Annotated in this window: 13 protein-coding genes; 7 read left to right on the forward strand and 6 right to left on the reverse strand. The window is 37.3% G+C overall.

What is annotated here, in order from left to right; genetic code table 11:
• Positions 1-198, forward strand: a 198-nt coding sequence (rplT, locus tag ACOVO2_RS21535; protein ID WP_421771964.1) for a 50S ribosomal protein L20, incomplete at its 5' end; no start/stop codon positions are given.
• Positions 199-318: 120 nt separating this feature from the next.
• Here the strand turns inward: rplT and ACOVO2_RS21540 are convergent.
• On the reverse strand, positions 319-792 hold the full coding sequence (locus tag ACOVO2_RS21540; RefSeq protein WP_421771965.1) for a nuclease A inhibitor family protein: 474 nt from the start codon (positions 790-792) through the stop codon (positions 319-321).
• 105 nt (positions 793-897) lie between these two features.
• On the opposite strand from ACOVO2_RS21540, the gene ACOVO2_RS21545 reads away from it, so the two are divergent.
• The 3 genes from ACOVO2_RS21545 (at position 898) to dnaK (ending at position 6342) form a co-directional block, all read left to right on the forward strand.
• Positions 898-1485: a DUF937 domain-containing protein gene (locus ACOVO2_RS21545; protein ID WP_421771966.1), complete on the forward strand. Its 588-nt coding sequence runs from the start codon at positions 898-900 to the stop codon at positions 1483-1485.
• A gap of 142 nt (positions 1486-1627) precedes the next feature.
• Positions 1628-4342 (forward strand): NPCBM/NEW2 domain-containing protein, encoded by a 2715-nt coding sequence (locus ACOVO2_RS21550; protein ID WP_421771967.1) that lies wholly within the window; start codon positions 1628-1630, stop codon positions 4340-4342.
• A gap of 104 nt (positions 4343-4446) precedes the next feature.
• Complete coding sequence (gene dnaK / locus ACOVO2_RS21555) at positions 4447-6342, forward strand: molecular chaperone DnaK (RefSeq protein WP_421771968.1); 1896 nt, start codon at positions 4447-4449, stop codon at positions 6340-6342.
• 61 nt (positions 6343-6403) lie between these two features.
• On the opposite strand, the gene ACOVO2_RS21560 is transcribed toward dnaK, so the two are convergent.
• From ACOVO2_RS21560 to trpS, 5 genes are all read right to left on the reverse strand, one after another.
• Positions 6404-7519 carry a hypothetical protein gene (locus ACOVO2_RS21560; protein ID WP_421771969.1) on the reverse strand — a complete coding sequence of 372 codons (1116 nt, stop codon included), beginning with the start codon at positions 7517-7519 and terminating at the stop codon, positions 6404-6406.
• Positions 7519-8157, reverse strand: a complete 639-nt coding sequence (locus ACOVO2_RS21565; protein WP_421771970.1) for an ABC transporter ATP-binding protein — start codon at positions 8155-8157, stop codon at positions 7519-7521. The genes ACOVO2_RS21560 and ACOVO2_RS21565 overlap by 1 nt, the downstream gene beginning before the upstream one ends.
• Before the next feature lie 70 nt (positions 8158-8227).
• Complete coding sequence (locus ACOVO2_RS21570) at positions 8228-8653, reverse strand: DUF2147 domain-containing protein (protein ID WP_421771971.1); 426 nt, start codon at positions 8651-8653, stop codon at positions 8228-8230.
• A 10-nt stretch (positions 8654-8663) separates the two neighbouring features.
• Positions 8664-9239, reverse strand: coding sequence for a phosphatase PAP2 family protein (locus ACOVO2_RS21575; RefSeq protein ID WP_421771972.1), 576 nt, complete (start codon positions 9237-9239; stop codon positions 8664-8666).
• A 1-nt stretch (position 9240) separates the two neighbouring features.
• Positions 9241-10215, reverse strand: a complete 975-nt coding sequence (gene trpS, locus ACOVO2_RS21580; RefSeq protein ID WP_421771973.1) for a tryptophan--tRNA ligase — start codon at positions 10213-10215, stop codon at positions 9241-9243.
• A gap of 58 nt (positions 10216-10273) precedes the next feature.
• Between trpS and ACOVO2_RS21585 the strand changes: the two genes are divergently transcribed.
• From ACOVO2_RS21585 to ACOVO2_RS21595, 3 genes are read left to right on the forward strand one after another with little or no spacing between them, the layout of a single operon-like run.
• Positions 10274-10942: a DUF2461 domain-containing protein gene (locus ACOVO2_RS21585; protein ID WP_421771974.1), complete on the forward strand. Its 669-nt coding sequence runs from the start codon at positions 10274-10276 to the stop codon at positions 10940-10942.
• A gap of 47 nt (positions 10943-10989) precedes the next feature.
• Entirely contained in the window at positions 10990-12603 is a 1614-nt protein-coding gene (locus tag ACOVO2_RS21590) for a DUF1800 domain-containing protein (RefSeq protein ID WP_421771975.1), read from the forward strand.
• 42 nt (positions 12604-12645) lie between these two features.
• Positions 12646-14199 (forward strand): DUF1501 domain-containing protein, encoded by a 1554-nt coding sequence (locus tag ACOVO2_RS21595; RefSeq protein WP_421771976.1) that lies wholly within the window; start codon positions 12646-12648, stop codon positions 14197-14199.
• Positions 14200-14249: the final 50 nt, after the last annotated feature.

The raw sequence follows: 14249 nt of genomic DNA on the forward strand, positions 1-14249 counted from the left end.
CGTAAACAAAAGAAAAGAAGTTATCGTCGTTTGTGGATTGTTCGTATCAACGCTGGTGTGCGTCCATTAGGAATGTCATACTCTGTTTTGATCGATAAACTCACAAAGGCAGGCATCGAACTTAACAGAAAAGTATTAGCTGACTTAGCAATGAACCACCCAGAAGCTTTCAAAGCTGTTGTGGAAAAAGTAAAATAATTGTAGTCGATGGACAATAGTCTGTAGTCGATAGATACAAATAAAAAGGCGTCAAGAGAGCGAATTTCGCAATTTTGATGCCTTTTTATTTTCTATTGACCACAGACTGTGGACTATCTACTAAGTTTCAATAATCAAAGTTTTCAGACCCTTCCATTTACCTTCTTTATCTTGTCCTATCAGATAGGCTTCAAACTCTACCCTGTTTCCTGCTCTTAAGTATTCAATATTAATCAAATTGGCAGTTATTAAATCTTTTACTTCCAAGAATTTTGCGGCACGTTCTTTCTCAAATTCAGTCCACCATTCTTTTTCTAAAATAACCGCTTCGAAGAACTTTTCCCATTGTACCGACTCTACCCTTACTGAGGGTGTAACTCCGATATATTTTCTAAATAGAATTGTATCAAACGGAGCTGGGTTGTCAGCTTGCCAGTCAATTACTTTGATTTTCTCGTCAGATTCACTCGGATAAAACAGACCATTGACACTCTCGGTCAGTGTTTCCACAAATGATTTTTCGGCAGTTTGAATGATTTCGCTCACTTTAGATAGGTTATAATAATTTCTTTTAACTTTTTTGTTACCTTTCAATGGTTTTTGTGTCAAATATCCGAAAATAATTTCAATATATTTGGAATTAAATGTAAGTAAAATAGTAATATTGTGCCAATTAACAACCATTAAATCTTAAAACAAATGTTAGAAGTATTGCAAGGTCTTATTCAACAAGCTGGACAAGGTGCTGTCGTTCAAAATCCAGAAGTACCAAACGAACACAATGAAGGTGTTATGAGCGAAGTAATGCAAGGTCTTTTAGGAGGTCTTTCAAACCAAGCAAATTCACAAGGTGGACTTGGTAGCTTAATTGGGCTTCTTGGAGGAGGTGCTGGAAATGGCGGAAATTTAATGTCGAATCCAATTGTTGGAAGTATTGCTCAAAGTGTCATTAGCAACCTTATGGGTAAATTTGGCTTATCTAATTCGGCAGCAGCTGGTGTAGTAGGTAGCATGTTGCCCTCGGTTCTTGGTGGCCTCATCAATAAAACAAATGACCCAAATGATAGCTCTATCGATATGGGTGGCCTAATGGGAACACTCACTGGCGGTAAAACTAATGGAATTGATTTCGGAAGTTTACTAAGCCAAGGTGCAGGTGCATTGGCGGATGGCAAACTTGATATGAATGATTTAATGAACATTGCCGGAAGTGCTATGGGCGGAAACAAGCAACAAGGAGGCGGTGGATTAGGTAGCCTACTTGGTGGTCTTTTTGGAGGCAAATAAAATCTCATATATATAGTCAAAACACAGTTTGTTATTTATATCTGACCATTAAATAAATAATGATTCAGACATAAATAACTGGCTGTGTTTTTTTTATTAATTTTGAATTGCATTTGATTAATTTATATAAAAGTCATCACAAATGAAATTCAACAATCCACTCATTACACTCTTTGCATTGATATCATTTTACTCCACTGGTCAAATTAGTATTACATTCCCAATGGAGAAGGCTGTTTTTCAAAGAAGTGCTACTAATAATGCAACCATAAATATCGCAGGAAATTACTCTACAAGCATTAATTCTGTTGAGGCCCGATTTATAAATGCTCTAAACAGTCAAGTTATAATTGACTGGACAACCTTCACCACAAATATTAATGGAGGAATTTTTAGCGGAAGTGTGTCGAATGTGCCAGGAGGATGGTACACACTAGAAATACGCGGAAAATTGAATGGAAACATAGTGGGAAGTACCACACTCAATCGAGTTGGTGTGGGAGAAGTATTTCTGATTGCTGGGCAATCAAATGCTCAAGGACTCGAAGGAAATCAAGCTGAAGTTGGGGCCAGCGACGAACGGGTTTTAAGTCATAATCAATTAAGTTGGTATGATAATAATATAAATCAATGCGATAAAAAAGTACCTAATTATCCAACATTTAGTCAAATCTTTAGCGATGGGAGTAGTAGAAGTTACGTTTCAAAAACTGGATTTAACCCCTGGTGTTACGGTAAACTTGGAGATAATTTAGTTGCAAAACTTGGTGTTCCTGTGGTGTTTTTTAATGCTGCAGCGGTTGCTTCTTCCTCATTAAATTGGAAAGAAAGTTCTGATGGACTTACCACTTATAGCCATTTTAATCAACAAGCATACTGTAATACTTCCGGTGTTCCATATGCTGGTTTTGAACGTGTATTAAACTATTACGCCTCTGTCTTTGGTGTAAGAGCTGTGTTGTGGCACCAAGGAGAAACTGACAATTATGCCCAGATCACCGAAAGTAATTACGTTTCGAATGTGAGTAATATAATCAACAAAAGTAGAAATGAAATAGGTAATGTGCCTTGGGTAATTTCAAGAGTGTCGGTATTTGATAAAAACGCCAATGGTGGGGCCGGAAACAGCAATAGTAGTATCATAAACGCACAAAATTCGCTTATAAATAGTAGTAATAAAATATACCCTGGTCCATCAACGGATGATATCTTGGGTTCTAACCGCAGTGATGAAGTACATTTCTTTGGCCCTGGACTCATTGAATTAGCCAATCGCTGGAACGCAGCTCTAAGTATTGATTTTTTCAATGATGCTACACCGATAACCCCGAAGGCATTCCCGCAAGTAACAGTTGGCTGCCAATCGGTAAATGAGATCCGACTTACTGCACCTGCCGGCTATAGTTCATACAAATGGGTTCGTGTTGATACCGGAAATGAAGATTATGAAGATGCCACAGAGTCAACTTCACAAGTCATAGATCGAAATTCAGGCACATATCGTTGTTATCTTACTGATAATCAAGGCAATATTACCTTTACTCAACCTATTACTGTACAAAATGTGGCATCACAATGTAGTTGTGTTGGGCTAACAAGCTGCACCGGAGTTACTTTTCTTTCTGACACCCAATTTTGCAGTTCATCCAATGGATGGGGACCTATTGAATTGGATAAAAGTAATGGAGAAAACGGAGCCGGTGATGGTACAACACTTAGAATCAGAGGTGTTGCCTATAGCAAGGGCTTGGGCGTACATGCAAACTCAACCATCAGCTATAAGTTAAATAACAATTTTGGACGCTTTATTGCATTGTTGGGGATTGATGATGAAGTGGCAACCTCGAATGTCGGAACAACCGTAATTTTTAAAGTTTATAAAGACAATACCTTGGCCTATACAAGTGCAGTTCTTGATAGGAATAGTGCAGTAGTAAAAATCAATATCAATGTTGCGGGGGTCAATGAACTAAGGCTCGAAGTAGATGATGCAGGCGATAATAACTTTGCCGATCATGCCAACTGGGCGAGTGCCCGACTTCATTGTGTTGATACACAAGCCCCCTCTGCTCCCACTGCACTCAGCGAAAGTTTACTATCTCAGAACTGCGTGACACTTAATTGGAATGCCTCAACTGATAATATGGAGGTTGAAAAATACAATATTTATCGAGATGGAAGTTTGATTGCTACGGTTGAGGCACCAATAACTACCTACCGAGTAACGGGGCTAAATCAACTCAACTATTATACTTTTATAGTCAAAGCTGTGGACTACTCAGGTAACGAATCAAATCAGAGTAATTTGTTAGAGGTTGTTACATTACAAAATACGACTATTTCTAACCCTAATAAAATAATTAACAAAGGTCAGTCAAGCACCTTAACTGCCTTTGGGTGTTTTGGTGGAACAGTCACATGGTCAAATGGAGCAACAAGCAGCTCTATTACCGTCAGCCCAACAGATACAACAATTTATAGTGTTACTTGCAAAATAGGCAACTGTACAAGTGCTGCTACCAGAGATACCGTAAAAGTTATCCCTGACTGCAAGCCCAATTACACTTTATTGAAAAATAGAGACGACCTGAGCGGAGCATCAACTTTGCTTACATTTAATGCATCGCAAACAATCAATGCAGCAAACAGCATTTCCTTGAGTGCTAAAGTAGATTATAATGCGGCCAAATCGGTTACACTCTTACCTGGCTTTAGTACTTCATCTGGCACGGTTTTCAATGCAAAAATAGCTGGCTGCCCCAATACTCAGTCTGTAATTCTAAGACCGTCTGACACTTTTGAGGTCATACCAAAAATCGAGACAAAAATTAGTTCTCCTGTTTCTAAAACTCAGTAGTATTCTGACAATCTGTCAGTATTTTCTGCCAAATTTATGCTTGGCATTTCAATTGATGAGATATAAATCAAAACAAATTGATTAAAAATACTGACACAAAAAACATGGGAAAAATTATTGGAATTGACTTAGGAACAACAAACTCGTGCGTTGCTGTGATGGAAGGAAACGAGCCAGTTGTTATTGCAAACAGCGAAGGTGCTCGTACTACTCCTTCGATTGTAGCATTTTTAGAGAATGGAGAAAAGAAAATTGGAGCACCTGCCAAACGTCAAGCTATCACTAACCCTAAAAATACTATTTCTTCTATCAAGCGTTTCATGGGTAAACGTTATACAGAAGTTGGAAGTGAATTGAAAACAGTCGCTTATGATGTAGAGCAAGGAGCAAACAACACTCCACGTGTACGCATTGGCGATAGATTATATACTCCACAAGAGATTTCGGCATCAATTCTTCAAAAAATGAAGCAAACTGCCGAAGATTATCTTGGCACTACTATCACCGAAGCGGTTATTACAGTACCTGCATACTTCAACGATGCTGAGCGTCAAGCTACTAAAGAGGCGGGTACAATCGCTGGTTTAGACGTAAAACGTATCATCAACGAACCAACGGCTGCTGCTTTGGCTTATGGCCTTGATAAACAAGGAAAAGACATTACAGTTGCAGTATTCGACTTGGGTGGTGGTACCTTCGACGTTTCGATTCTTGAATTAGGTGATGGTGTATTTGAAGTAAAATCAACTGATGGTGATACACACCTCGGTGGTGACGACTTCGACCAAGTGATTATCGAATGGTTGGCAGAAGAATTCAAGAAAGATGAAGGTATTGACCTCCGTCAAGATGCAATGGCCCTACAACGCTTGAAAGAAGCAGCTGAAAGAGCTAAAATTGAGCTTTCGAGTTCGGCACAAACTGAAATCAACTTGCCTTATATCTTCCCAGTAAACGGAATTCCGAAACACTTGGTAAGAAACTTGTCGAGAGCGAAATTCGAGCAATTAGCTGATAATTTGATTCAACGTGCAATGGAGCCTTGCAAGCGTGCCATGCAAAATGCAGGTTTGAAAATCAGTGATATTGATGAAGTTATCTTAGTTGGTGGTTCGACTCGTATCCCGAAAGTTCAAGAAGAAGTTGAGAAATTCTTTGGCAAAAAACCATCTAAAAATGTAAACCCTGACGAAGCTGTTGCTATCGGTGCGGCTGTTCAAGGTGGAGTTTTGACAGGTGAAGTAAAAGACATTTTATTACTTGACGTTATTCCGTTATCGTTGGGTATCGAAACTTTGGGTGGAGTATTCACAAAAATGATTGAGTCGAATACAACAATCCCAACTAAAAAGACTGAGGTATTCTCGACAGCGGCAGATAACCAACCGTCGGTTGAATTACACATCTTGCAAGGTGAACGCCCAATGGCTACTCAAAACCGTACGCTCGGACGTTTCCACTTAGATGGTATTCCACCAGCCCCACGTGGTGTTCCACAAGTAGAAGTAATGTTTGATGTAGATGCCAATGGTATCTTGAACGTTACGGCTAAAGACAAAGGAACTGGTAAAGAACAAAAAATCAGAATTGAAGCATCTTCAGGTTTATCAGACGCGGAAATCCAAAAAATGCGTGATGAAGCTAAAGCTAACGAAGAAGCCGACAAAGCTGAAAGAGAAAAAGTAGAGAAAGTAAATGCGGCTGATACCATGATTTTCCAAACTGAAAAACAGTTGAAAGAATATGGTGATAAACTTTCTGAAGGTAATAAATCTGCCATCGAAGGTGCATTAGCTGAATTGAGAGCTGCTCACGGCACAAAAGATTTAGCTGCAATTGACACTGCAATGGAGAAAATCAATGCGGCATGGCAAGCTGCTTCGCAAGAAATGTATGCTGCTGGTGCAACTCCTGGTGCTGACGGTGGCCAACAAGCAGGTGGCAGCACTGCTACTGCTGACGAAGGTGTAACCGATGTAAACTTTGAAGAAGTAAAATAATTTCTTTTAAGTATAATATACCCAAAAGCCCCCTTTTCGAGAGAATTGGGGGCTTTTTCTATTATGCTTGACGAAAGTATTTTCTATAAATAACGATATATGAAGTTAAAAAATAAATGAAACCCAAAAACTGACTTGCTCCAAACTGAATAAAAATTACACTCAAAAAAAGAACTATAAAAATCGTATAAAGAAACCGTCTCATATTTTCTGAAACTATTAATAATATAGATTTTAAGCAAAGACTTAGGCTAATTAGAATCAATACAGCATAAAGAAAAGCCTCCCAATGAAAGATGTATTTTAGTATGAAAATTTCTGGTAATAATAAGATGGCAATAGTCAAAAACCATTGCAAAAATGTACGTGAGATATTCGTAGGAAAGTTAAGAGCAAAACTCAAATATCTTCGTTCAAAACAATAGATTTCAAAAATTAAAACTGCGTTTGACACTGACATTATTACCGCAATAAAAGCCGCTAAAGAGACCTGATTCATATCGAATAGAATTTCAATCAGTCCCAATGGTAATCCAACCGCTATAAATTTTGTAATAAAAAGAGTAATAAGTTGTTTATCAAAAATATGAAGTAATGGAATTGTGACAAGGTTTTTATTCCATTTTCTCGTAAATTTCATCAGAATACCACTATTATAAGCCTTGATTGGGTCATTAACTAAATTTGTATATACAAAGGCACAAAGCAAGCTGACACCAATTACAAACCCCAAAAAAAGTAAGGGAAGCAAATAAAAACCATACATCCAACCAACAAATATTGAAAAAACAATGTAAATAATTATCGGAAAAGATATGAGTAATTGACATAGAAACCAGTTTTTCAACTGCTGAGATTTACTTAGTGAATTGGCACTATAAAACAAAAAGAAATTGGTTGGTTGGTAAATTTGGGCAGAAATATAATTGAAGCTTTTAAGACTAAAAATCAAGAAAACAAACATCATTAATGCTCCCAAAATTGGCGAGCTAATGATGGTTAGAATAAAGCTGAGATTATAAAAGATAGTTTCTTGAGTCGTGATGTGGTCATCGCTAAGTACCTGAATATAAAACAAATAGGTCAGGATTGTACCAAACAAAAACAGCAACTGTCCTGCATGAACTTTGTAGAATCCTTTAACAAATATCTTATAGAGAATTTTTGTAAGTGCCATCAGCATTCAAGCAAGTTAAGTGTACGATTTTCTACAAGTAATGTTTTTCGGGCAATCTTTTCAACTAAATCAAGTGCTTGATGCGATGAAATCAAAAAACTTACGCCTTCATCAGTATATTTTTTCTCAATCCAATTATACAAAATCTGTAAAGAATCAGTATCGAGAGTGATAAGCGGTTCATCGAGCAAAATCAACTGTGGGTTTCCGAGAAAAGCCAACACCAACGATAATTTCTTGAGCATTCCACTTGAATATGTTCCTATTGGCTCATTGATATACGCTTGCATTTTCATCTTGTTCAGATAAAATTCGGTTTGAGATGATGTGGCGTGCTTAGCCTCTGCAAACAAATCAACCATATCTTTACCAGTCAAAAACTCAGGAAAAAGTGGTTCGGCTTCAGCAAAATTCACCTGTCTTCTATATTCGACAGCCTTTGCGTTCGAGCTAAAATCATTTAACTTAATTTCTCCCTCAAAATCAATTATTCCAGCAATTGACTTCAATAAGGTACTCTTTCCCGAACCGTTCTCTCCTTTTACCCAATAAATGCCTGATTCAAGCTGTAAACTATTGATTTTCAACACTTCAACCGCACCAAAAGTTTTCCGATAATTAGTAAATGATAAGTGCATATAACAAAAAAGCGAAGATTTATTTCCTCCAAAAATAAATCTTCGCTTCAAGAACTTTATATAAAATGTGTTAATCGGCTTTGGTAAACTTTGAAGTGCGACCAATAATCGAAATTCCGATAAAACCACGAATATCCAATTGGGTTGGACTAACTAAGGTCATTTTGCAAGAATATGTTTTTCCATTGTTGGGGTCATATACTTCACCATCTTCCCAAGTTCCTTTTCCTGATGGTTTAAAGTTTTTCAAATTTGTCAACCCAACGATTGGTCGAGTTCTTAACTTCACATCTGGATTTTCTTTATCCATTCTCGGTTTTCCATTTTCATTCGGTTCTTTAATCCAAACGATCTTACCATTGATTTTATCACCTTGCTTATAAAACTGTATTTTACCAGTTTTCTCTTCATTATACCATGTTCCTTGCGTAATATCCTGAGCATTAGCAAAAGTAGAAATAAGTAGGAATGTAATAACTGACAATATTTTTTTCATAAGAATCGGCTTAGGTTAATTTTTTTTTATATTTAAAAAGTGTGATAACGGGATAAATTATAAATGGAATTAAAAAACCGATTAAACCACCTATCACTATATCTGTCGGGAAGTGCACACCTACATAAACACGACTATACGATACAATTATTGCCCAAAAGAACAAAAAAAGGTGTATTTTGGAATCTATTTTGTAGTTTTTTACTAAAATAATCAGTGCCGCTACTAAGGCAAAACTATTCGAAGCGTGGCTTGAAACGAAACCAAATTGCCCACCACAGTTGCCAACTACATGCACAATATGTTGAATCAATGGGTCATGACAAGGCCTTAATCGCTGAAAAAAAGGTTTCATCAATCCCGAGGTTATTCTGTCAGCCAGACCCACCGATATCAAGACAAAGAGTAGATTCCTGACAAAGTTTTGAGAGATGTTTTTATACAAAAAATATATGATAAATAAATACAGCGGTATCCATGTAAAACGATAAGTAACCCAAAACATTATCGTATCCCACAGAGGAGAATGAAAACTATTGAGCCACAAAAACCACTCATATTCGGCATATTTGATTGAGTCAATCATTTTATAAATAACCTAAAACCTTTCTTACATCATTCATTGTTTTTTCAGCGATTTCACGTGCTTTGGCTTCTCCATCTTGAAGTTTTTCTTCTAAAGCAGCTGTATTTTCCATATAAAAATTAAAAATTTCTCTCTCCTTTTCAAACTTTTTCCATAAAACCTCAAATAAGGCCTGTTTAGCATGACCATAACCAAAGCCACCTGCCAGATATTTCTGACGCATATCTTCGATATCACTAGGTTCGGCTACCAATGAAAATAATTTGAAGGTAATGTCAGTTTCAGGATTTTTCGGTTCTTCTAGTGGTGTGCTATCCGAGATAATTGATTTTATCGCCTTCAGAAGTGGTTTTTCAGACAAAAAAACATTTATAAAATTATTATACGACTTACTCATCTTCGTACCATCAGTTCCGGGAATCACCATTACGGATTCATCAATCAATGGCTCGGGCAATGTCAAAACTTCACCATAAGTACGATTAAAAGCCGCTGCAATATCTTTCGACATTTCGAGGTGCTGACGCTGATCTTTTCCAACGGGCACAAAATTAGCCCCATACAATACAATATCGGCCGCCTGAAGAACTGGATAAGTAAAAAGTCCTGCGTTGACATCCGATAGGCGATCAGATTTATCTTTAAAGGAATGTGCATTTGCCAACATCGGATAAGGTGTTTGACAATTGAGATACCACATCAACTCTGTATGATAACCAGCCAAACGAGACTGACGATAAAAGTAATTTTTTTCGGCATCAAAACCACAAGCCAACCATGCCGCTGCCACCGCACGGGTATTTTCTTGCATTACTTTAGCATCTTTGATGGTGGTCATAGAATGTAAGTCTGCAATGAATAAGAAAGATTGATTTTGAGAGTTTTGAGATAACTTTATTGCAGGCAAAATTGCTCCTAAAATATTTCCAAGATGCGGAACGCCACTCGCTTGTATGCCTGTTAAAATTCTAGCCATAATTTCTGAAATTGATAAAAAATAATGTAATTTTCCACAAAAATAGACAAAAATATCAATGCTAAGTCATCAAACCCTTCAATTTTTAAGAAACTTAGACCAAAACAATAATCGAGAATGGTTTCATGCAAATCGTATAGATTATGAGCTTACAAAAGCCGAATTCGAAAGGCTATGTCAAGAAATACTTACAGGAATTTCAAAATTTCAGCAAAATTTAATTAATACCAGTGTAAAAAGTTGTATTTTGCGTATAAATCGCGATATTCGGTTTTCAACTGACAAATCTCCCTACAAAAATTATCTGGCTGCGGGCTTTGGTCCAGGAGGCAAAAGTTCTGGATTTGTTGATTTTTATTTACAAATTCAACCAAACGAATCGTTTTTGGGTGGTGGGATGTGGGCTCCAACAACTTCACAATTGGCTAGTTTTCGCCAAGAAATAGATTATAATCCTCACATTTTGAAAGGTATTATCGAAAACAAAATCTTCAAAACATACTATAACGAGATTCACGGCGAAAAATTGAAATTAATGCCAAAAGGCTATTCACCCGACCACCCTGACATCGAACTTTTGAAGTATAAACAACTATTTTTTGTTCACAAATATTCGGATGAAGAGGTGTTGGGTACACAGTTTTCGGACAAGGTAATTGAGGGATGCAAAATTCTAAAACCATACCTTGATTATATAAACGAACTATTTTACAATGAGGCCAACTAAACCTCTTTAATGAATCATTGTCTATACAAAAAACCTAATCTTATACTATGAGCGTACTCTACTCCCCAAAAGCTATTCAAGGTGGTATCGATGAGTATAAAGGCGAATGGTCAATCGCCCAAATTAGTCATTTATTGAAACGTACAATGTTTGGTTCAAGTCCAGATGATATTGCATATTTTCAAAAAAAGACACTCAATCAAACCATTGACGAAATTTTGAGCCCACAGGCAAACCCCGAGCCTCCACTGAATTTCTATGAAACTGCCGATTACAAAGACCCGCAAGGTATCAAATTCGGTGAAACATGGGTCAATGCCATATATGGCGATGGCACAGTTAACTCACGAAGGAGGACATCCTACAAAAATTGGTGGTTGATGCAGATGGTTAATCAAAAACGTAGTATCCACGAAAAAATGATTTTGTTCTGGCATAACCATTTTGCTACCGAAATCAATGATGTAGATGATGCTCGGTTTGTTTACCTTCATCATACGGTGTTACGTAAAAATGCACTTGGGAATTTTAAAGACTTTGTGAAACAAATCACACTTGACCCTGCTATGCTTCGTTATTTAAACGGACGATTAAACACAAAAAATGCACCAGATGAAAACTATGCTCGTGAATTACAAGAGCTTTTTACGGTTGGAAAAGGAAGTGGTTCGAAATATACAGAAGATGATGTAAAAGCAGCTGCTAGAGTACTTACCGGAATTGGTATTAACAACGATAGAATGGTATATTCATTCAATTTGGCAAATCATGATACTACTGACAAAAAATTCTCAGCTTTTTATAATAATACAGTAATTAAAGGAATAAATAGTGCTAACGCCCTGCAAGAATTAGACGAAATGCTCAATATGATTTTTGCAGTAGAGGAAGTTAGCAAATTTATTTGTCGAAAACTTTATCAGTTTTTTGTTTACTACGAAATCACGCCAGCCGTAGAAAAAGATATTATCGAACCACTTGCCAAGATTTTTAGAGACAATAAATACGAGATCAAACCAGTACTTACTGCCCTACTCAAGAGTCAACACTTTTTTGATCCCAACGTATATGGAGCTATGATTAAAAGCCCTTTAGACTTAATCATTGGAACCGTACGAGAATTTAATGTAGTTTTTCCATCGCCAAAAGATTTTCTACAGGAATACTACAACTTATTTGGCGATTTGGTAAGGCAAGGGCAAATCATGCAACAAGACATCGGAGACCCACCCAATGTAGCAGGATGGCCAGCATATTATCAAGAGCCAATGTTTTATGAAATATGGATAAATTCGGACACTTATCCCAAGCGAAACCAATACACAGATACATTCATCAACTCGGGATTTGTAAAAAACAACCGTAGAATTCAGCTTGATGTAGTGGCTTTTGCCAAAAAAATGCCCGTACCAAACGATCCAAACAAGCTAATCAACGACTCTTTGAACATATTGTATGAAATCCCGGTGAGCAGCGAGCTTGTCCAACAAGTAAAGAAAGATATTCTATTGAGTGGGCAATCGAGTGATTATTATTGGACTGAATTATGGGATGCTATGATAAGTAAGCCGAACGATACTAATACACTAAATATGGTAACAACACGGCTAAGAAACTTGTATAAGTACATTTTGGCATTACCCGAATTTCAGCTTGGCTAATTTGCCTGCAATATACCACCCTATTAAAACTACTGGGAATCTATGAAACGTAGAGATTTTATACAAAATACATTTGCAGGTGTAGTAATGCCTGCTTTAATTAACGGGCTGTCATTTAAAGCATTTGGGAATGTCGATGATAATGCCATCGGTGACGAGAATGTCTTGGTTGTAGTACAGCTTTCAGGAGGGAATGATGGATTGAACACTGTTATCCCAATTGATAAATATGGTTTGTATCAGAATGCACGAACCAACATTGCCATTCCAAAAGAAAAATTACTCTCGATACCTCAGACCGACACCCTCGGTTTAAACCCGGCGATGATTCCACTTCAAACAATGTTTAAGGAAGGAAAAGCCGCCTTGATTCAAAGTGTAGGATATCCAAATCCAAATTTTTCACACTTTAGGGCAACCGATATCTGGAATTCAGCTTCCGACTCAAATGTATTTGTCAATAATGGTTGGGCTGGTAGATATTTAGCTATCGAAAATCCAAATTATCCGACGGGTTATCCAAATAGTAAAAACCCTGACCCACTTGCAATTCAAATCGGGTCAGTTGTTAATACGGCATTACAAGGTCCGGTCCAATCAATGGGTATGGCTATTTCAAATCCTACTAGCTTCTATAATCTAATATCAAATAAGGTCGAGACCACTCCGAATACCTTGGCAGGTAAAGAGTTAAAGTTTCTAAGAGAAGTAGCGAATCAAACTAATTTATATGCTAATTCTATAAAGGCAGCAGCTGGGAAAGTAACTAAACAAGGTACTTATCCGAATTCTGGTTTAGCAAATCAGCTAAAAATTGTCGCACAATTAATTGCCGGTGGCTTAAAAACAAAAGTATATTACGTAAGTATTGGCGGATTCGATACTCACAGCAACCAAGTCAATACGAGTGATACCACGACCGGCACACACGCAAATCTTTGGAAAACCGTAACCGAGGCAATCAAAGCTTTTTCAGATGATTTGGTGGGTTTGGGGGTTTCAAAAAAAGTATTGGGCCTGACCTATTCTGAGTTCGGTCGTAGAGTTAAATCCAATGCAAGTGGGGGAACCGATCACGGTGCAGCAGCACCAATGTTTATGTTTGGTGATTTGGTCAATCCTACAGTACTCGGAAAATCACCAGATATTGCGGCTTCTCCAAACACCAACGATAACCTTACCATGCAATATGATTTTCGCTCGGTATATGCGTCGATTCTTACACAATGGTTTTGCTTAGATCAGGCATACGTTGATGATGTTTTATTAAAAGACTTTCAGCCATTACCTTTAGTACAAGTACAGGCTTGCGGAAAAATCACTGCAAATGAACCGATTGCAAGCAATGAGGAGCTGATAAGTAATTATCCGAATCCGTTTGTAGATTCAACTACTTTATCATTCTATACTAAAGGTGGTCATACAATGATTCAAATTTTTGATAATGTCGGGAGAGTGATTGCTGTACCAGTAGAAGGTGAGTACGATGCAGGTAAGCATGAGGTACAGTTAGATACCAGTAACTTTAATAGTGGAATGTATTTTGCTCGTTTGCAAAATGGGCAGCTTCAGCAAGTAAGAAGAATGATGAAATAATAGAAAGTAGCGACGTTGATACCTTTCAAAATTTATCAGCGTCGCTATTT

It is taken from the genome of Emticicia sp. (assembly GCF_049241225.1).
GTDB lineage: Bacteria > Bacteroidota > Bacteroidia > Cytophagales > Spirosomataceae > Emticicia.